This is a genomic window from Streptomyces sp. NPDC043908 (assembly GCF_056435525.1).
Genome location: NZ_JBWKEI010000005.1, coordinates 267,068 through 285,568, shown reverse-complemented (window position 1 = coordinate 285,568; position 18,501 = coordinate 267,068). Strand labels below are relative to the sequence as shown.

17 protein-coding genes are annotated in these 18,501 nt (G+C 72.3%); 2 read left to right on the top strand and 15 right to left on the bottom strand.

The window, feature by feature from the left end:
- Positions 1–23: 23 nt before the first annotated feature.
- The 11 genes from yajC to pgsA form a co-directional block, all read right to left on the bottom strand.
- Entirely contained in the window at positions 24–503 is a 480-nt protein-coding gene (gene yajC / locus AC069K_RS14195; RefSeq protein WP_365110228.1) for a preprotein translocase subunit YajC, read from the bottom strand.
- A gap of 169 nt (positions 504–672) precedes the next feature.
- Positions 673–1,758: a Holliday junction branch migration DNA helicase RuvB gene (ruvB, locus tag AC069K_RS14190; RefSeq protein WP_365110230.1), complete on the bottom strand. Its 1,086-nt coding sequence runs from the start codon at positions 1,756–1,758 to the stop codon at positions 673–675.
- A 70-nt stretch (positions 1,759–1,828) separates the two neighbouring features.
- Complete coding sequence (ruvA, locus tag AC069K_RS14185) at positions 1,829–2,434, bottom strand: Holliday junction branch migration protein RuvA (RefSeq protein ID WP_358831878.1); 606 nt, start codon at positions 2,432–2,434, stop codon at positions 1,829–1,831.
- Positions 2,431–2,976: a crossover junction endodeoxyribonuclease RuvC gene (gene ruvC, locus AC069K_RS14180; protein WP_365110233.1), complete on the bottom strand. Its 546-nt coding sequence runs from the start codon at positions 2,974–2,976 to the stop codon at positions 2,431–2,433. The genes ruvA and ruvC overlap by 4 nt, the downstream gene beginning before the upstream one ends.
- Before the next feature lie 139 nt (positions 2,977–3,115).
- Positions 3,116–3,868: a YebC/PmpR family DNA-binding transcriptional regulator gene (locus AC069K_RS14175; protein WP_358837585.1), complete on the bottom strand. Its 753-nt coding sequence runs from the start codon at positions 3,866–3,868 to the stop codon at positions 3,116–3,118.
- A gap of 62 nt (positions 3,869–3,930) precedes the next feature.
- A complete protein-coding gene (gene pdxT / locus AC069K_RS14170; RefSeq protein ID WP_358837584.1) occupies positions 3,931–4,518 on the bottom strand; it encodes a pyridoxal 5'-phosphate synthase glutaminase subunit PdxT in 588 nt (195 codons plus the stop codon).
- Between the two features lie 19 nt (positions 4,519–4,537).
- On the bottom strand, positions 4,538–5,452 hold the full coding sequence (gene pdxS, locus AC069K_RS14165; protein WP_358837583.1) for a pyridoxal 5'-phosphate synthase lyase subunit PdxS: 915 nt from the start codon (positions 5,450–5,452) through the stop codon (positions 4,538–4,540).
- A 224-nt stretch (positions 5,453–5,676) separates the two neighbouring features.
- Positions 5,677–6,222 (bottom strand): LemA family protein, encoded by a 546-nt coding sequence (locus AC069K_RS14160; protein ID WP_365110240.1) that lies wholly within the window; start codon positions 6,220–6,222, stop codon positions 5,677–5,679.
- A 731-nt stretch (positions 6,223–6,953) separates the two neighbouring features.
- Entirely contained in the window at positions 6,954–8,114 is a 1,161-nt protein-coding gene (locus tag AC069K_RS14155; protein WP_478615648.1) for a glycosyltransferase family 4 protein, read from the bottom strand.
- Positions 8,111–9,007, bottom strand: a complete 897-nt coding sequence (locus tag AC069K_RS14150) for a phosphatidylinositol mannoside acyltransferase (protein ID WP_478615645.1) — start codon at positions 9,005–9,007, stop codon at positions 8,111–8,113. The genes AC069K_RS14155 and AC069K_RS14150 overlap by 4 nt, the downstream gene beginning before the upstream one ends.
- Positions 9,007–9,660 carry a phosphatidylinositol phosphate synthase gene (gene pgsA / locus AC069K_RS14145; protein ID WP_358835936.1) on the bottom strand — a complete coding sequence of 218 codons (654 nt, stop codon included), beginning with the start codon at positions 9,658–9,660 and terminating at the stop codon, positions 9,007–9,009. The genes AC069K_RS14150 and pgsA overlap by 1 nt, the downstream gene beginning before the upstream one ends.
- Positions 9,661–9,942: 282 nt before the next feature.
- Between pgsA and AC069K_RS14140 the strand changes: the two genes are divergently transcribed.
- The gene (locus AC069K_RS14140; protein WP_478615642.1) at positions 9,943–12,141 is read left to right on the top strand and encodes an elongation factor G-like protein EF-G2; all 2,199 of its coding nucleotides are present in this window, start codon (positions 9,943–9,945) and stop codon (positions 12,139–12,141) included.
- A 184-nt stretch (positions 12,142–12,325) separates the two neighbouring features.
- A complete protein-coding gene (locus AC069K_RS14135) occupies positions 12,326–13,981 on the top strand; it encodes a hypothetical protein (RefSeq protein ID WP_358835934.1) in 1,656 nt (551 codons plus the stop codon).
- Between the two features lie 3 nt (positions 13,982–13,984).
- Here AC069K_RS14135 and AC069K_RS14130 read toward each other — a convergent pair whose 3' ends face one another.
- The 4 genes from AC069K_RS14130 to AC069K_RS14115 form a co-directional block, all read right to left on the bottom strand.
- Entirely contained in the window at positions 13,985–14,545 is a 561-nt protein-coding gene (locus AC069K_RS14130; protein WP_358835933.1) for an HIT family protein, read from the bottom strand.
- 79 nt (positions 14,546–14,624) lie between these two features.
- Positions 14,625–16,601 carry a threonine--tRNA ligase gene (gene thrS / locus AC069K_RS14125; protein ID WP_478615637.1) on the bottom strand — a complete coding sequence of 659 codons (1,977 nt, stop codon included), beginning with the start codon at positions 16,599–16,601 and terminating at the stop codon, positions 14,625–14,627.
- Positions 16,602–16,709: 108 nt separating this feature from the next.
- Positions 16,710–17,906, bottom strand: a complete 1,197-nt coding sequence (locus AC069K_RS14120) for a hypothetical protein (RefSeq protein WP_478615634.1) — start codon at positions 17,904–17,906, stop codon at positions 16,710–16,712.
- Positions 17,906–18,472, bottom strand: a complete 567-nt coding sequence (locus AC069K_RS14115; protein ID WP_358835930.1) for a DUF4365 domain-containing protein — start codon at positions 18,470–18,472, stop codon at positions 17,906–17,908. Before AC069K_RS14115 ends, AC069K_RS14120 begins: the two co-directional genes overlap by 1 nt.
- Between the last annotated feature and the right edge of the window lie 29 nt (positions 18,473–18,501).

Here is an 18,501-nt window from a genome sequence, read left to right as displayed (position 1 = left end):
CGCCCGCCGGTCACCGAGAGCGGCTACTTCGCGTCCGACCCGCCGTCTGCCTTGCCGTCCTTGGGCGCGGCGGCGTCGTCCGCCTCGTCCTTCTTGCCCAGGTCGATCTTGTCCGCCGGGGCGGCCTCGGCCGCGTCGGCCGCGTCGGCCGGGTGCTCAGCGGTCCCGGTCAGCGACGAGGCGTCGTCGGGCACGGCCGGGAGGTCGGAGACCTCTTCCGTCTCACCGTGCACGATGCGGTTGTACTCCTCGTCGGAGAGGACCGCGCCGATCGCGTTCTTCGCGTAGACGGCGTGGACGCCCGGCGCCACCTCCAGATGGACCGTGTCGTCGCCGATCTCCTTCACAGTGGCGTACATGCCACCGATGGTGCGGACGCCGGTGCCGGGCTGGATGTCGTTCCGCATGGCGGCGGCCTGCTGCTGCTTCCTCTTCGCGGAGCGGGTCATGAGGAACATGGCCCCGATGAGGATGATGAAGGGGAGAAGGGTCACGGGATTCACGGGACGAACTTCCTTCGCACGACCGCGCAAGGAGTGCGGCCTGATCTGGGGGTGGGTATGCCGACCGGCAAATACGAGGGCGGCATCGGCGGAGTCTAAGCGAGTCCGCACAGCTGGAACAACGCCCAGCATCCCACCCGGGTTCCTCCCCGTGCACCCACCCGCGCCGTCACGGCCCGAAGAGCCCCTGTTGTCCGCTTCCCGTGCCGCCCCCCTGGCCCTGCTGGGGCGGGACCAGGCCCAGGTGGGCCCAGGCGGCGGGGGTGGCCACGCGCCCGCGCGGGGTGCGCGCCAGCAGCCCTTCCCGTACCAGGAAGGGCTCGGCCACCTCCTCGACGGTCTCGCGCTCCTCTCCCACCGCGACCGCCAGCGTGGACAGGCCGACCGGGCCGCCGCCGAACAGTTTCAGCAGGGCCTGGAGCACCGCCCGGTCGAGGCGGTCAAGGCCCCGGCCGTCCACCTCGTACACCCCCAGGGCCGCCGCGGCGATCTCGCGGGTGATCACGCCGTCGGCCTTGACCTGCGCGTAGTCCCTGACGCGGCGCAGCAGGCGGTTGGCGATACGGGGCGTGCCGCGCGAGCGGCCGGCGATCTCGGCCGCGCCCGCCGGGTCGATCTCCACGTCGAGCAGCCGGGCCGAGCGGTGGATCACGCGCTCCAGCTCGGCCGGCTCGTAGAACTCCATGTGCCCGGTGAAGCCGAAGCGGTCGCGCAGCGGGGGCGGCAGCAGTCCCGCGCGGGTGGTGGCGCCGACCAGGGTGAAGGGGGGCAGCTCCAGCGGGATGGCGGTGGCGCCGGGGCCCTTGCCGACGATCACGTCGACGCGGAAGTCCTCCATCGCCATGTAGAGCATCTCCTCGGCGGGCCGCGACATCCGGTGGATCTCGTCGAGGAAGAGGACCTCGCCCTCCTGGAGGGAGGAGAGGATCGCGGCGAGGTCGCCCGCGTGCTGGATGGCCGGGCCGCTGGTGATGCGGATGGGGGCGCCCATCTCGGCCGCGATGATCATCGAAAGGGTGGTCTTGCCGAGGCCGGGGGCGCCGGAGAGCAGCACGTGGTCGGCGGTGGCGCCGCGCGCGCGGGCGGCCCGCAGCACCAGGTCGAGCTGTTCGCGGACCTTCTCCTGGCCGACGAACTCCTCCAGGTCCTTGGGGCGCAGGGCGGCCTCGACGGCCTGGTCCTCGCCGTCGGCCACCGAGTCGACCAGCCTCGGGTCGGTGGCGTCGGCTTCGGATCCGGTGTCGTCCCAGTTCATCAGTGCGGTTCTCTCGTCGGGTCGGGCGGCGTCGGGCAGTGCGGGGGTCGGACGGGCGGGACCGGGCCGGTCAGCGCGCGCGGTTGAGGGTCTGGAGCGCGGCCTTCAGGAGCGCCCCGATGTTCGGCGGCCCGGCTGCCTCGGCCTGGGGGGCGACGGCGGAGACCGCCTCGTCGGCCTCGCGGGTGGCGTACCCCAACCCGATCAGGGCGGCGTGCAGCTGGTCGCGCCAGCCCGCCGTGACGGGGGCGCCGACGGCCGGGGCGCTGCCGACGGGCGCGCCGAGCCGGTCCTTCAGCTCGATGAGGAGCTTCTGGGCGCCCTTCTTGCCGATGCCGGGCACGGCGGTCAGCGCCTTCTCGTCGCCGGAGGCGAAGGCCCGGCGCAGCGCGTCCGGGGTGTGCACCGACAGGACGGCCTGGGCGAGGCGGGGGCCCACTCCGTTGGCGGTCTGGAGCAGCTCGAAGACCTGCTTCTCGTCGTCGTCCGCGAAGCCGTACAGCGTCAGTGAGTCCTCGCGGACGACCAACGACGTGGCGAGCTTGGCCTGTTGGCCGACGCGCAGGGTGGCCAGGGTGTTAGGCGTGCACTGCAGGGCCATGCCGACGCCGCCGACCTCGACCACCGCGGCGTCGGGGGCGAGGGCGGCGACCGGGCCGCTGACGAAGGCGATCATCGCGGGACCTTCTTTACGGAGAGGTGGGCACGGCGGGCCTGCTCGTGCGCCTGTTGCAGGCGGTTGACGGCGGGGGCGCGCCAGATGTGGCAGATGGCGAGGGCCAGCGCGTCCGCCGCGTCGGCCGGCTTGGGCGGGGCGTCCAGCCTCAGCAGGCGGGTCACCATCGCCCCGACCTGGGCCTTGTCGGCCCGGCCGCTGCCGGTGACGGCGGCCTTGACCTCGCTGGGGGTGTGCAGGGCGACGGGGATGCCGCGCCGGGAGGCGCAGAGCATGGCGACGGCGCTGGCCTGGGCGGTGCCCATCACCGTCCGGACATTGTGCTGGCTGAACACCCGCTCCACGGCGACGAATTCGGGCCGGTGCTCGTCCAGCCACTGCTCGATGCCCTGCTCGATGGCGACCAGGCGGTGGCCGAGCTCCGCGTCGGCGGGCGTGCGGACCACGCCGACGCCGAGCATCGCCAGCGGGCGGCCCGCCACGCCCTCGACGACACCGACGCCGCACCGGGTCAGCCCCGGGTCCACGCCCAGTACCCGCACGCGCCCTCCCCTCGGTGATCTTTGACTTGCTGCCAGGCTATCCGCTGCCACTGACAACGGCGGCGGGCCGGTGGGATGTGTCCCACCGGCCCGCCGGAAAACGCCCGCGCGCTACGGAAATCGCCCGCGTACTACGGCGTCACGCGTCGACCTTCTCCATGACCTCGTCGGAGACGTCGAAGTTGGCGAAGACGTTCTGCACGTCGTCGCTGTCCTCCAGCGCGTCGATCAGCTTGAAGATCTTGCGCGCGCCCTCCTCGTCCAGCTCGACCTGCATGGTCGGGACGAAGTTGGCCTCGGCCGAGTCGTAGTCGATGCCGTTCTCCTGGAGCGCGGTGCGCACCGCGACCAGGTCGGTGGCCTCGGAGATGATCTCGAAGGAGTCGCCGAGGTCGTTGACCTCCTCGGCGCCCGCGTCCAGGACGGCGCCCAGGACGTCGTCCTCGGTGAGCTCGCCCTTGGGCAGGACGACGACGCCCTTGCGGTTGAAGAGGTACGAGACGGAGCCCGGGTCGGCCATCGAGCCGCCGTTGCGGGTCATGGCGACGCGCACGTCGGAGGCGGCACGGTTGCGGTTGTCGGTGAGGCACTCGATGAGCACCGCGACACCGTTGGGACCGTAGCCCTCGTACATGATCGTCTCGTAGTCGGCGCCGCCCGCCTCGAGACCGGCGCCGCGCTTGAGCGCGGAGTCGATGTTCTTGTTGGGCACCGACTGCTTCTTCGCCTTCTGCACGGCGTCGAAGAGGGTCGGGTTGCCGTCGATGTCGGCGCCCCCGGTGCGGGCCGCGACCTCGATGTTCTTGATCAGCTTCGCGAAGAGTTTGCCGCGCTTGGCGTCGATCACGGCCTTCTTGTGCTTCGTCGTAGCCCATTTAGAGTGGCCGGACATCTGCCTGTCTCCTTCGCGTAACCAATTCTGCGTCGTTCGCCAGAGATCCTACCGGGAGCCGGTCACCGGGCGGCGCGCACCATGTCCACGAAGAGGGCGTGCATCCGGTGGTCGCCGGTGAGTTCGGGGTGGAACGACGTGGCGAGGGCGCTGCCCTGGCGGACCGCGACGATGTGGCCGCCGTGCTCGGCGAGGACCTCGGCCCGCGCGCCCACCGACTCCACCCAGGGCGCCCGGATGAAGACGCCCTCGACGGGGCCGACTCCGGTGACCTCGACGGTGGCCTCGAAGGACTCGTTCTGCCGCCCGAAGGCGTTGCGGCGCACGATCATGTCGATGCCGCCGATCGTCTCCTGGCCCGAGCGCGGGTCGAGGATCTTGTCGGCGAGCATGATCAGGCCGGCGCAGGTGCCGTAGACGGGCATGCCGTCGGCCACGCGCGCGCGCAGCGGCTCCATCAGTCCGAACAGGACCGCGAGCTTGGAGATGGTGGTGGACTCGCCGCCGGGGATGACGAGGCCGTCCACCTCGGCGAGCTCCTCGGGGCGCCGGACCGGCCTGGCCACGGCGTCCGCCGAGGCCAGGGCGATCAGGTGCTCCCGTACGTCGCCCTGGAGGGCCAGGACGCCAATGACGGGTGTGTTGCTCATGTCCTTCGGTACCTGTGCCTTACCAGCCGCGGTTGGCGTAGCGCTCGGCCTCGGGGAGGGTGTCGCAGTTGATGCCGACCATGGCCTCGCCCAGGTTGCGGGAGGCGTCCGCGATGATCTTCGGGTCGTCGTAGAAGGTGGTGGCCTTCACGATGGCGGCGGCGCGCTTGGCCGGGTCGCCCGACTTGAAGATGCCGGAGCCGACGAAGACGCCCTCGGCGCCCAGCTGGCGCATCAGCGCGGCGTCGGCCGGGGTGGCGACGCCACCGGCGGAGAACAGCACGACCGGGAGCTTGCCGAGCTCGGCGACCTCCTTGACCAGCTCGTACGGGGCGCGCAGGTCCTTGGCGGCGGCGAACAGCTCGTTGTTGTCGAAGCCGCGCAGGCGGGCGATCTCGTTCTTGATCTGGCGCAGGTGGCGGACGGCCTCGACGACGTTGCCGGTGCCGGCCTCGCCCTTGGAGCGGATCATGGCCGCGCCCTCGGCGATGCGGCGCAGGGCCTCGCCCAGGTTGGTGGCGCCGCAGACGAAGGGGGTGGTGAAGGCCCACTTGTCGGAGTGGTTGACCTCGTCGGCCGGGGTGAGGACCTCGGACTCGTCGATGTAGTCGACGCCGAGGGACTGCAGGACCTGGGCCTCGACGAAGTGGCCGATGCGCGACTTGGCCATGACCGGGATGGAGACCGCCTCGATGATCTCCTCGATCATGTTGGGGTCGGACATCCGGGCGACGCCGCCGTCCTTGCGGATGTCGGCCGGGACCCGCTCCAGGGCCATGACCGCCACGGCGCCCGCGTCCTCGGCGATCTTCGCCTGCTCGGCGTTGACCACGTCCATGATCACACCGCCCTTGAGCTGCTCGGCCATGCCGCGCTTCACGCGCGCGGTGCCGGTCTCGGGGTTCTGGGCGGTGGTGGGGAGGGTGCTGGACACGGGACCTCGCTGGGTGGAGAAGGGGGTTTCCTACTGGGTTTCCTACTGCCCCAGAGGGTCGCCCGCCGGACCAGTCCACTGCAAGGGCCAATGGGGAGGCGGTGGATCGTTTTGGCCTGGTGGGGGGAGGGCCGGTCCCGGTCGGTGCCGGGCCGCGGTCGGTCCGGGCCGCGGTCGCGGTCGCGGTCGCAGTCGCGGTCGCGGCCACGGTGTCCCGGGTACGGCTACGAGCCCGGGCGGTCCGCGAGCGCGGCCGGGGGCTCGTCGTCCATCTCGAACGCCAGCGGGAACGGGGCGTGGCCGGCCAGCCGGAACCAGCGGACCTTGCGGTGCCTGCGCAGGGCGCGGGCGGCGCGTACGGCGTCGTTGTGGAAGCGGCGGGCCATGGGGACGCGGCGTACGGCCTGGGCCAGCTCCTCCGCCGCGTCCACCCCGCCGGGGGCCTCGCGGACCGCGTCGACCTGGGCGGGCTCGCCGAAGACGGCCCGCAGCGCCTGGCTCAGCTCGCTCTCGGCGACCTCCCGCTGCTCCTCCTCGGCCTGGCGGGCCGCGTGGGCGGCCTCGTACAGCACGATGGAGGCCGCCGGGTCCAGGACGCCGGAGGTGGCCAGCTCCTGGGTGACCGAGGCGCGGCGCAGCAGCTGGGCGTCGAGGGCGGCGCGGGCGGCGTCGATACGGGCGTGCAGGCGGTCGAGGCGGCCGGCGGTCCAGCTGAGGTAGAGGCCGGTGGCCACGAGGGCCACGGCGATCCAGATGAGGGTTACGGTCACGGGCGGCAAGGCTACCGGGCCCCTGCCCGGCCCCTTCCCGGAACCAACCGGGGGTGGGGAGCGGCTGGGGAGGGCTTCTCGGGGGCTACGCCCCCGTCCCCCCGAACGGGGCCTGCGGCCCCCGCACCCCGCGTCCTTCGCCTGCGGACCGTGCCGGGCTGGTCGCGCAGTTCCCCGCGCCCCTGGGGGTGCCCGCGCACGCGGGGTTGGCGACACAAAGCCCGCCCGGGCTCCGCCCCGAGCCCCTTGTTCGCCCCTGCGGACCGTGCCGGGCTGGTCGCGCAGTTCCCAGCACCCCTAGGGGTGCCCGCGCACGCGGGTTGGTGACGCAAAGCCCGCCCCTGGGGTGCCCGCGCACGCGGGGTTGGGAGCGCGATGCCCGTACCCCTGGGCGCCCCCAGGTGCGGGGCCGATCACGCACAGCCCGTACCCCAGGTGCCCAGGGGCGCGGGGAACTGCGCGGGTGCCCCAGCACGGTTCGCAGACGGACGAGAAGCCCTGGGGCGGAGCCCAGGGAGGGGCGCGGAGGCCGCAGGCGGCGCCCCCAAGGTGCCAGGGGCGCGGGGAACTGCGCGGGTGCCCCAGCACGGTCCGCAGACGAAGGGCGGGGGCACGGGCAGGGGCCGCAGGCCCCGCTCCGGGGGGCAGGGGTAGCCCCCTGGAGACCCGCCCCAGACCCACCCGCGCCCCCGGAGGGTTGGGGGAAGGGGCGGGGAGGGGCGACCCCTCGGTCAGTCGCGGGCCAAGCCGAAGCGCGCCATGAACCCCGGGCGTTCGTCCGCCGCCACCGACGCCGCCCCGTCCGTCACCGTCTCGTACACCGCCAGGATGTCCGCCCCGACCGTCGACCAGTCGAAGCGCCGCACATGCGCCGAACCCCGGGCGCTCAGTTCGGCCCGGCGGGCCGGGTCGGCCAGGAGGCGCAGGGCCGAGGTCGCCAGGGCGTCCGCGTCCTCGTTGGCGAAGAGCTCACCCGCGCTTCCCTGGTCCAGGACCTGCGCGAACGCGTCCAGGTCGCTCGCCAGCACCGCCGCCCCGGCGGAGAGCGCCTCGACGAGGATGATGCCGAAGCTCTCGCCCCCGGTGTTGGGCGCCACGTACACGTCGACGCTGCTCAGGAAGCGCGCCTTGTCCTCGTCGCTCACCATGCCCAGGAACTCCACGCGCGGCCGGAGCTCCGCCGGCAGGGACGCCACCGCCTCCTGCTCGTCGCCGCGCCCCGCCACCAGCAGCCGGGTGCGCGGGCGTTCCGCGAGGATCCTCGGCAGCGCCCTGATCAGGACCGGCAGGCCCTTCCTGGGTTCGTCGATGCGGCCTATGAAGCCGAGGGTGTCGCCCTGCCACTCGGGCCGGGGCTCGGCCTTGGCGAAGAAGTCGACGTCGACGCCGTTGGGGATGACGACCGCGTCGCCGCCGAGGTGCTCGACCAGGGTGCGCCGCGCGTACTCGCTCACCGCGATCCGCGCGCTGATCTTCTCCAGGGCGGGCTGGAGGATGGGGTACGCCGCGATCATCGCCCGGGAGCGCGGGTTGGAGGTGTGGAAGGTCGCCACGATCGGACCCTGCGCCGCCCAGCAGCTCAGCAGGCCCAGCGAGGGCGAGGCGGGCTCGTGGATGTGGATGACGTCGAACGTGCCCTCGTGCAGCCACCGCCGCACCCGGGCCGCCGACAGGAACCCGAAGTTGAGCCGGGCCACCGAGCCGTTGTACGGGACCGGGACCGCCCGGCCCGCCGAGACCACATACGGCGGCAGCGGCGTCTCGTCGTCGGCGGGGGCGAGGACGGAGACCTCGTGGCCGAGCCGGATCAGATGCTCGGCCAGGTCCCTGATGTGGAACTGGACGCCGCCCGGTACGTCCCAGGAGTACGGGCAGACGATGCCGATCCTCACGCCCGGCGCTCCTCAAGGTCGGCGAGCCACAGCCGCTGCAGCATGTGCCAGTCCTCCGGGTGTTCGGCGATTCCGGTGGCGAAGGCGTCGGCCAGCGCCTGGGTCATCACGGAGGTCTTCTCCGCGCGCGTGCCCGTCTCGGGCACGTCGATCGGCGGATGCACCCTGCCCCGCATGACGGGCGAGCCGTCGTACCAGAGCGTCACGGGCAGCAGCAGCGCGCCCGTCTGCTGGGCCAGCATCGCGGGCCCGGCGGGCATCCGCGCCGCCTCCCCGAAGAACTTCACCTCGACGCCGGAGGCGGAGAGATCGCGGTCCGCGACCAGGCAGACCAGGCCGCCCGCCCGCAGCCGCCTGGCCAGCGTGCCGAAGGCCGCGCCACCCGTGTGCGGCAGGACCTCCATGCCGAGGCTCTCGCGGTAGGCGACGAACCGGTCGTACAGCGTCTCGGGCTTGAGCCGCTCGGCGACCGTGGTGAACGGCGTCTGGAGCTTGGTGGTGACCCAGGCGCCCGCCAGGTCGTAATTGCCCATGTGCGGCAGCGCCAGGACCACGCCCCGCCCGGCGGCCAGGCCGTCGGTGAGGTGGTGCAGGTCGCGGGGCTCGAAACCGGTCTTCATCCGGTCCTTGCTCCAGGCCGGCAGCCGGAAGGACTCCATCCAGTACCGCATGTAGGAGCGCATCCCGGCCCGCGACAGCTCGGCCAGGCGCTGCGGGGAGGCGTCGGGCACCACGCGCGCGAGGTTGGACTCCAGCCGCAGCACGCTCTTGCCGCGCCGCTTCCACACCGTGTCCGCGATCCGCCGGCCCAGGCCCGTGGCCACCGGCTCGGGGAGCTTCTTGACGGTGGCCCAGCCCAGTCCGTAGAGCGTGTCCGTCAGCCGTTCCCGCATCAGGCGGCCTCGCTCGCGGCGGCGGCGTCGGCCTCCGCGGCCTCGCGGCGCACCGTCACCACCCGCTGGATCAGCGTGACCAGACTGCCCACGGCCACGATCCACAGCGCGATCGGCAGCAGCACCTGGATGCCCGGCACCCCGAACTTGTGCAGTCCCGCGAGGCCCGCCGCGACCAGCGAGATGACCAGGCGTTCGGCCCGCTCGATCAGGCCGTTGACGGCGACCGGCAGTCCGATCGACTCGCCGCGCGCCTTGGTGTACGAGACGACCTGGCCGCTGGCCAGGCAGAAGATCGCGACCGCGCACAGCACGTTGTCGTCGCCGCGGCCCGCGTACCAGAGGGCGAAGCCGCCGAAGATCGCCCCGTCCGCGACGCGGTCCAGCGTGGAGTCGAGGAACGCGCCCCAGCGGCTGGAGATCCCCGCCTGGCGGGCCATGTTGCCGTCGACCAGGTCGGAGAAGACGAACAGGGTGATGACGATCGTGCCCCAGAAGAGCTCCCCGCGGGGGAAGAAGACCAGCGCCCCCGCCATCACTCCGGCCGTGCCCAGCAGGGTGACGGCGTCGGGGCTCACCCCCCGGCGGAGCAGAAACGCGGCGAACGGCGTGAGGACACGCGTGAAGAATGCACGCGCGTACTTGTTCAGCATGGCCTTCCCGACGGTCGGTGTGGCCGCGCGGCCCTGCTGGCCACCGGCTGGCCCATCGTAGCCAGGCCCGCGCACCTCCACCGCCGCGCACCCTCACCGCCCGCGTTCCCGTACGACGTATGGACGCACCGTGACGGGAGTGGAACGCTGGAAAGACCGCGGGCACGCGAAGCCGCCCTCGCCGGGGTTCTCCCTGGCCGGGGCCGGGGGAGGAATCCGCGCGGCCGCGCCCTCTCACCACCTCACCGTGCACGACACGAAAAGCCATACGGGAGGAACGGCATGGGCGACAAGGCGAGTGCACATCCCGGAGCCGCCGGCAGGGCAGCTACGGCCGACCACCCCTCATCCGTACGGAACGTGGTGCTGGTCGGCCACAGCGGATCCGGGAAGACGACATTGGTGGAGGCGCTCGCGCTGACGGCCGGGGCCGTCAACCGCGCGGGCCGGGTCGAGGACGGCGGGACCGTCTCCGACTACGACGAGATCGAACACCGGCAGCAGCGCTCGGTCCAGCTCTCGCTGGTCCCGGTGGAATGGGGCGGCTGCAAGATCAATATCCTGGACACCCCGGGATACGCCGACTTCGTCGGAGAACTGAGGGCCGGTCTGCGAGCGGCGGACGCGGCCCTCTTCGTCGTCTCCGCCTCGGACGGCGTGGACGGCGCCACCCGCATGGTGTGGGACGAGTGCGCGGCCGTGGGCATGCCCCGGGCGATCGTGGTCACCCACCTGGAGGCGGCCCGCGCCGACTTCACCGAGATGACCCGGGTGTGCGCCGAGGCCTTCGGCGGCGACGACCCCGACGCCGTACTGCCGCTCTACCTGCCGCTGCACGGACCCGAGGGACCGGACGGCCACGCGCCGGTCACCGGCCTGATCGGGCTCCTCTCGCAGCGGGTGTACGACTACGCCTCCGGCGAGCGCAAGGAGGCCGAGCCCGGTCCCGAGCACCTCCCGCTCATCGAGGAGGCCCGCAACCGGCTGATCGAGGGGATCATCGCCGAGAGCGAGGACGAGACCCTCATGGACCGCTATCTCGGTGGCGCGGAGATCGATGTCACGACGCTGGTCGACGACCTGGAGCGGGCGGTCGCGCGCGGCACCTTCCACCCCGTCCTCGCCGCCGCGCCCGCCGCCGACGGCGCCCGCCAGGGCATCGGCACCGTGGAGCTCCTTGAGCTGATCACCGGCGGCTTCCCGACCCCGCTGGAGCGCACGGCGCCCGAGGTCACCACCCCGCAGGGCGCCGCGCGCCCCACCCCGGTCTGCGCCCCCGACGGCCCGCTGGTCGCCGAGGTGATCAAGACCTCGTCCGACCCGTACGTGGGCCGGGTCAGCCTGGTCCGGGTCTTCTCCGGCACCCTCCACCCCGACGAGACCGTCCATGTCTCCGGGCACGGGATGACCGACCGGGGTCACGAGGACCACGATCTCGACGAGCGGATCGGCGCCCTCTCCTCCCCCTTCGGCAAGCAGCAGCGCACCCTGGCCTCCTGCATCGCCGGGGACATCGCGTGCGTGGCCAAGCTGACCCGCGCCGAGACCGGGGACACCCTCTCGGGCAAGGACGACCCGCTGCTCATGGCGCCCTGGGACATGCCCGACCCGCTGCTCCCCCTCGCCATCCAGGCCCACAGCAAGGCCGACGAGGACAAGCTCTCCCAGGGGCTCGCCCGGCTCGTCGCCGAGGACCCGACCATGCGCCTGGAGCAGAACCCGCACACCCACCAGCTGGTCCTGTGGTGCCTGGGCGAGGCCCACCGGGACGTGGCCCTGGAGCGGCTGCGCAGCCGCTACGGCGTCCAGGTCGACGTCGTCCCGCACAAAGTCTCCCTGCGCGAGACCTTCGGCGACACCGTCACCGGGCGCGGGCGCCACGTCAAGCAGTCCGGCGGCCACGGCCAGTACGCGATCTGCGAGATCGAGGTGGCGCCGCTGCCGCCCGGTTCCGGCATCGAGTTCGTCGACAAGGTGGTGGGCGGGGCCGTGCCGCGCCAGTTCATCCCGTCCGTCGAGAAGGGCGTACGCGCCCAGGCGGCCAGGGGCGTGGCCGCCGGCTACCCGCTCGTCGACGTACGGATCACGCTGCTGGACGGCAAGGCCCACTCGGTGGACTCCTCCGACGCCGCCTTCCAGACCGCCGGGGCGCTCGCCCTGCGCGAGGCGGCCGCCGGCGCCCGCATCCATCTGCTGGAACCCGTCGCCGAGCTCCAGGTCCTGGTGCCCGACGACTACGTCGGCCCGGTCATGAGCGATCTGTCCGGGCGCCGGGGCCGCGTCGTCGGCACCGAGCAGGCGGGCCCCGGGCGCACCCTGGTACGGGCCGAGGTGCCGGAGATCGAGATCGGGCGGTACGCGATCGACCTGCGCTCCGTCTCGCACGGCACCGGCCGGTTCGACCGCGCGTACGCCCGGCACGAGCCGATGCCGTCGCAACTGACGGAGAAGATCCGGGAATCGATGGAAAAGACCGGTTAGACACGGAAACTGACGGCTCGTCGGAAGCGCCGTCCGCCCAACGCCCTTGCGGTGGAGGGCATTCCGACGTCCCGTGTCGCTCGGGCGCGGACCCCGATACGCTGGGTCCCTGCTCAGCAGGTGTGCGGGGAACGGCAGTCGGGAAGAGGCCGCAGAGCGACGATGTGCGGCGATGGGGGCGGCAGTGGCGGACCAACCATTCGACTTCTCACCCGGGGCCCAGGTCCCGCTCCAGGGTGCGGCGGGCCAGACGGCGGCGACCCAGGCACTCGCCTCGGCCGCCTACCGCGACAGCCCGGTCACCGACATCCTCAAGGCCAACAACGAGTGGCACGAGTCGGTCGTCACCAAACCCCGGCTCTCGCTCTTCGAACCCAACCTCGGTGAGGCCTTCTCCCGCGCCGTGCAGTCCCGCATGCTCGGCGCCACCCGCAAGGCGCTCATCCAGTCCTTCGGCACCGAGCCCCAGACCGTCGTCGAGCACTGCCTCGCCGCGATCCGCATCCGCAAGGAGCGCGACACCAGGCTCACCCTGGTCACCGCCGTCTTCGGGGTGCTCTTCCTGCCCGGGCTGCTGCTCTGGCTCGGCCTCTTCCAACTGCGCCGCACCCTCGCCGGCGCCAAGGACCGCCGCGTCGGCGCCCTCGGCAACCTGCTTCTGCTGGCCTTCGGCGTGCTCGCGGTGATCGCCCTGGTCAAGCTGCCCTTCGGCGGCTTCCTCGCGATCTACCTGCGCGCCATGCTGGTCATGCCCGTCCTCGGCTGGTTCTGGGCCAAGCAGATCTGCGAGGCCACCGCCAGGGACCTGCGGGCCCGCTGGAACGGCCTGCTCTCCGGGGGCGGCGTCGGCGCCAAGATCCCCGAGGCCGTACCGAAGAACCCGCACGAGACCGCCGCCGAGAGGCTGCGCCAGAGCCTGGCCAAGCTCACCGCCGAACAGCAGAGCAACGCCGTCTTCTACGCCGGGCCCAAGGGCATACTCGGCATGGGCACTCGCTGGGGCAGCTGGCAGCTGGCCGAGGAGCTCGTCTCCAAGGAGCCCGGCAAGGAGATCCACGGCTTCCGCAGCTGGGACGTCATCAAGTCCATCCAGGACCGCCTCCAGCTCCTCGAACGCGGCCCGCTGCACACCGGCGGCTTCCCCCGGCCCTCGGTCACCAACTGGGTGGTCTCCCCCGTCGGCGAGAACGCCAAGGAGGTCGCCCGGCCCACCGGCCAGGACGTCGACAGCTTCCAGGTCCGCCAGCACGAGGTCCAGCGGATCTGCAACGAGCAGCAGTTCTCCAGCGGCAACCGCCACTACCTGGGCGTGCAGTTCACCCTCTGGGACGGCCAGCTGGTGATCACCATGATGATCACCGTGACCGTGCTCCACGAGACCCTGCGCATCGAGGTCACCGGCCACGCGCTGGGCCCGGTGCACGCCCTGTTCACCACCAAGCCCAGCCCCAAGACCAAGTCGGTCGACAAGACCTTCAAGTTCTGGGAGAAGAAGGAGATACAGCTCCCGCTGGTCGAGCCGCGCGAGGTCGTCCGCCTCGCCGCCCGCGCCCCGCTGACCTGGTACCCGCCGCTCCTGGACCACCTCGGGGGCAAGCTCGTGCTGCCGGAGCCGTTCGGTCTGCGGCACGCCTGGGCCGACAAGCCCTGGCGCCACCGCTTCATGGCCGACGACGCGATGCGGGCGGCCACGCCGGTCCTGCGCGTGGTGCACGCCGCCGCGATGAAGGTGCTGGACGAGAACGGCGTGGACACCGAGCGCTTCACCAACCGCTCGATGGTCCTGAGCGGCATGGTGCAGGACCCGGCGCCGCGCAAGGCCGACCTGTACGACGCCTGAGCGTCAGCTCCTGGGCCACGCCCGCGCGAGCATCTCGCGGGTGTCGCCCAGGAGTTGAGGCAGGATCTTGGTGTGGCCGACGACCGGCATGAAGTTGGTGTCGCCGCCCCAGCGGGGCACGATGTGCTGGTGCAGATGCGCGGCGATACCGGCGCCCGCCACGGAGCCCTGGTTCATGCCGATGTTGAAGCCGTGCGCCCCGGACGCGGTCCGCAGCGCCGTCATGGCCTGCTTGGTGAGCTCGGCGAGCTCCAGGGTCTCGGCGGCGTCCAGACCGGTGTAGTCGGCGACGTGCCGGTAGGGCACGACCATGAGGTGGCCGCCGTTGTACGGGTAGAGGTTCAGCACCGCGTACACGTGCTCCCCGCGGGCTACCACCAGCCCGTCCTCGTCCGACTTGGCCGGGATCGAGCAGAAGGGGCAGCCGTCGCCGGCGTCCGGGCCGGTCGGCTTGTTCTCGCCCTGGATGTACGCCATCCGGTGGGGCGTCCACAGGCGCTGGAAGGCGTCCTGGACCCCCACTCCGATCTGCTGCTCCGGCTCACTCGTCATGCTGTGCAGCATATGACTTCGCGGTCGGCGACGAGGAGCGGCCCCCGGGGAGCGGGGCTTCCCGGGGGCCGCGTCGAGCCGGTGGGGCGCGTCAGACCTGCGCCCGCTCCTCGACGACCTTGAGCAGCTTGGCGATGGCCTCGTCGACCGGGATGCCGTTCTCCTGCGACCCGTCGCGGTAGCGGAACGAGACGGCGCCGGCGGCCATGTCCTCGTCACCCGCGATGACCATGAACGGGACCTTGGCCTTCTGGTGGTTGCGGATCTTCTTCTGCATCCGGTCCGAGGACGCGTCCACCTCGACCCGCAGGCCCTTCTTCTTCGCCGCGGCGGCGAACTCCTGGAGGTACGGGATGTGGGCGTCGCCGATCGGGATGCCGACCGCCTGGACCGGGGCCAGCCACGGCGGCATGACGCCCGCGTAGTGCTCCAGGAGCACCGCGAAGAAGCGCTCGATCGAGCCGAACAGCGCGCGGTGGATCATGACCGGGCGCTGCTTGGCGCCGTCCGGGCCGGTGTACTCCAGGTCGAAGCGCTCCGGCAGGTTGAAGTCGAGCTGCACGGTCGACATCTGCCAGGTGCGGCCGATCGCGTCCTTGCACTGCACGGAGATCTTCGGGCCGTAGAACGCGGCGCCGCCCGGGTCCGGGACCAGCGGGAGGCCCTGCTTCTCGGCCACCTGCCGCAGGGTCTCGGTGGCCTCCTCCCAGACCTCGTCCGAGCCGACGAACTTCTCCGGGTCCTTGGTGGACAGCTCCAGGTAGAAGTCGGTCAGACCGTAGTCGCGCAGCAGGTTTAGGACGAAGGTGAGCGTCTTGTCGAGCTCCTCCGCCATCTGCTCCCTGGTGCAGTAGATGTGCGCGTCGTCCTGGGTGAAGCCGCGGGCCCGGGTCAGACCGTGCACGACGCCCGACTTCTCGTACCGGTACACCGTCCCGAACTCGAACAGGCGCAGCGGCAGCTCACGGTAGGACCGGCCCCGCGCGTCGAAGATCAGGTTGTGCATCGGGCAGTTCATGGGCTTGAGGTAGTAGTCCACGCCCTCGTCGAGCTGCATGGGCGGGTACATGCCGTCGGCGTACCAGTCCAGGTGGCCCGACTGCTCGAAGAGCTTCCCCTTGGTCGCGTGGGGGGTGTAGACGAACTCGTAGCCCTCCTCCTCGTGCCGCTTGCGGCTGTAGTCCTCCATGACCCGGCGGATGATGCCGCCCTTGGGGTGGAAGACGGCGAGGCCGGAGCCGATCTGCTCCGGGATGGAGAACAGGTCGAGCTCGGCGCCGAGCTTGCGGTGGTCGCGCTTCTCGGCCTCGGCGAGGAAGTCGAGGTGCGCCTTCAGCTCGTCCTTGGACGGCCAGGCGGTGCCGTAGATGCGCTGGAGCATCGGGTTCTTCTCGCTGCCGCGCCAGTACGCGGCGGCGTTGCGCATCAGCTTGAACGCCGGGATGTTCCGGGTGGTCGGCAGGTGCGGACCGCGGCAGAGGTCCTTCCAGCACAGCTCGCCGGTCTTGGCGTCCAGGTTGTCGTAGATGGTCAGCTCGCCGCCGCCCACCTCGACGTCCGCGCCGTCGTCGGAGGAGGCCGAGCCCTTGATGCCGATGAGTTCCAGCTTGTAGGGCTCGTCCGCGAGCTCCTCGCGGGCGGCCTCGTCGGTGACGACGCGGCGCGAGAAGCGCTGCCCGCGCTTCTGGATCTCCTGCATCTTCTTCTCGATGGCCTTCAGGTCCTCGGGGGTGAAGGGCCGCTCGACGTCGAAGTCGTAGTAGAAGCCGTCCCGGACCGGCGGGCCGATGCCCAGCTTGGCCTCGGGGAAGAGCTCCTGGACGGCCTGGGCCATCACATGGGCGGTGGAGTGGCGCAGGATGTCGAGGCCGTCCTCGGAGGAGATCTCGACGGGCTCGACCTCCTCGCCGTCCTTCACCTCGTAGGCCAGGTCCTTCAGCTCACCGGCCACGCGGGCCGCCACGATGGTGCGCTCACCGGCGAAGAGCTCGGCAGCCGTAGTGCCCGTCGTCACCACGCGCTCTTCCCGCTCGGAATCGCGATGGATGATCACACGGACGTCTGACACCGGTCTCTCCTGACTGAAGGGGTACGCACGCTCGTACCGCGTACGCGAGGGAATCCTACCGAGCCGGTGGCCTCCCCCGCGAAACAGTTCCCGCTGCCCCGCGCCCCCTCACTCCTCCCCCGCGCACGCCTCCTCGAAGAAGGACACGCTCTCCATGGTCCCCTGGATCGACTTCATCAGCCGGTCCCGCTCGGCGTCGTCCACCTGGACCGGGGCCACGCCGGTCGCCCCGGCGAGCCGGCGGAAGCCGCCCCGGCTCTCCAGCCGGCCCGCCACCCGGATGGGCAGCCCGACGAGGTGGGCGTGGCCGGCGATCCGGTAGGCCTCCTCGTCCAGCTCCATCCGTACGTACGGGATCTCCGCGCCCGCCAGCACCCGCAGCCGTACGGTCCCCGGTCCGCGCGGCCCCGAGCGCCGCAGCCGGACCACCGCGCCGGTGACCCGGACCGGCAGCGCGGGCTCGTCCCGGAGGTAGCGCACCCCGGCCTCGCGCAGGGCGGGCAGGTCGCCGGGCGAGAACTCCACGGGTTCGGGGCGCGGCGCGCAGCCGGCCGGGACGCCCGCCGCCGGGGCCCACTCCAGGGCGACGCGGACCCCCTCCGAGCCCGCGACCAGGGCGACGACCGCCTCGGTCAGCTCGCGGCTGGCCCCGGCGGCGACGGCCGTGTCGAAGGCTTCCAGGCCGCCGGTGGTCCGGCGGTAGTCCACGGCCTCGCGGACCGCGTACAGCGCCTCGTAGAGCCGCACCACGACCGGGCGGGCCTGTTCCACGGGGACGAACGCGGTGAGCCGTCCGCCGGGCGCCTGGGCCACCAGGACGCCCTCAAGGGCGGCGAGCGCCTGCCGCCGGTGGCGGGCGCCGTAGTACCCGGCGCGGCCGCGCGCGGCGAGCGCGGCGGCCAGGAGCATGCGGTGGGCGGCGCCGCGCAGCCGCTCCTGCTCGGTCCAGGGGGTGGCGCCGGAGGGGCCGGGCGGGGCGCCGCGCCACCAGCGGACCTCGTCGCTGGGGACGGCGAGGGAGACCAGCACCTCGCGCGCGGAGGGCTCGGCCGAGCGGGCCAGCGCGGTGAGCGCCTCGCCGATGAGGTCCTCGCTGTCGGGGTACGCGCGGCTCTCGGGCACCAGCAGGCTCGTCCCCGGTCCGGCGCCCGCGGGAGGGGTCCAGCGCGCGTACCGCCCCGCCGCGCCGCCGCGCCGCTGCCAGCCGTGGCGGCGCAGCAGCACGCCCAGCACGGCCGGGTCCACCTGTGCCGGGACCGGTTCCACCGCCCCGGGCCCGCCCGGCTCCCCGCTCGACAGACGCATCAGGGCCTCCCTCCCACCCCGACCCGGGTCATGATCTCGCAGAGCGCGCGATCGTCGAAGATCCGCGAGGTCGGTATCCGCACCGTGGTCCTGCGCCGTCCGGTCACCGCGTGACCGGCCAGGTTGGTCCAGTAGCAGCAGTGCCGCAGCGCGAGCCGGTCGTGGCCCGCGCGCAGCCACTCGTCCCGGCTCCTGGGCACGAGCATCACGACCAGGATCTTGTGCACCGAGACGGGGGTGCGGGCCAGCTTCACCAGGTGCTCGTTGTCGAGGGTGAAGGAGAAGGCCCCGCCCGGGGGGTGCGGGGGGATCTGGTACGTGGACTTGAGCTGCACCTTGATCGTGACTTCGTCGTCGACGGTGTGGCCGGGGGCGCTGTGGCTCACGTGCCAGTCGATCCCGTTGTCCGGAAAGGGCTGTGAGAGCGAGCAGCCGGCGGCCGCCGCCACGGCGTGGAGATAGCCCACCTGGAGGGTCTCCATGCAGGCGGTGGTGGCGAGTGAGCCGCGCGGCGGTCCGGTCGGCCCGGACAGGAGCCCGCTCGGCTCGGGCTGCGCGATCGCCATGGCCGTCGTACGCCTTCCGTCAACTCGCG

What these genes read in the sequence shown, in the direction of transcription:
- ruvB (WP_365110230.1), bottom strand. Translation starts at nt 1,758, where the DNA reads ATGAACTGGGACGACACCGGATCCGAAGCCGACGCCACCGACCCGAGG.
- ruvA (WP_358831878.1), bottom strand. Translation starts at nt 2,434, where the DNA reads ATGATCGCCTTCGTCAGCGGCCCGGTCGCCGCCCTCGCCCCCGACGCC.
- AC069K_RS14175 (WP_358837585.1), bottom strand. Translation starts at nt 3,868, where the DNA reads ATGTCCGGCCACTCTAAATGGGCTACGACGAAGCACAAGAAGGCCGTG.
- pdxT (WP_358837584.1), bottom strand. Translation starts at nt 4,518, where the DNA reads ATGAGCAACACACCCGTCATTGGCGTCCTGGCCCTCCAGGGCGACGTA.
- AC069K_RS14150 (WP_478615645.1), bottom strand. Translation starts at nt 9,007, where the DNA reads ATGCGGGAACGGCTGACGGACACGCTCTACGGACTGGGCTGGGCCACC.
- pgsA (WP_358835936.1), bottom strand. Translation starts at nt 9,660, where the DNA reads ATGCTGAACAAGTACGCGCGTGCATTCTTCACGCGTGTCCTCACGCCG.
- AC069K_RS14140 (WP_478615642.1), top strand. Translation starts at nt 9,943, where the DNA reads ATGGGCGACAAGGCGAGTGCACATCCCGGAGCCGCCGGCAGGGCAGCT.
- AC069K_RS14130 (WP_358835933.1), bottom strand. Translation starts at nt 14,545, where the DNA reads ATGCTGCACAGCATGACGAGTGAGCCGGAGCAGCAGATCGGAGTGGGG.
- AC069K_RS14120 (WP_478615634.1), bottom strand. Translation starts at nt 17,906, where the DNA reads ATGCGTCTGTCGAGCGGGGAGCCGGGCGGGCCCGGGGCGGTGGAACCG.
- AC069K_RS14115 (WP_358835930.1), bottom strand. Translation starts at nt 18,472, where the DNA reads ATGGCGATCGCGCAGCCCGAGCCGAGCGGGCTCCTGTCCGGGCCGACC.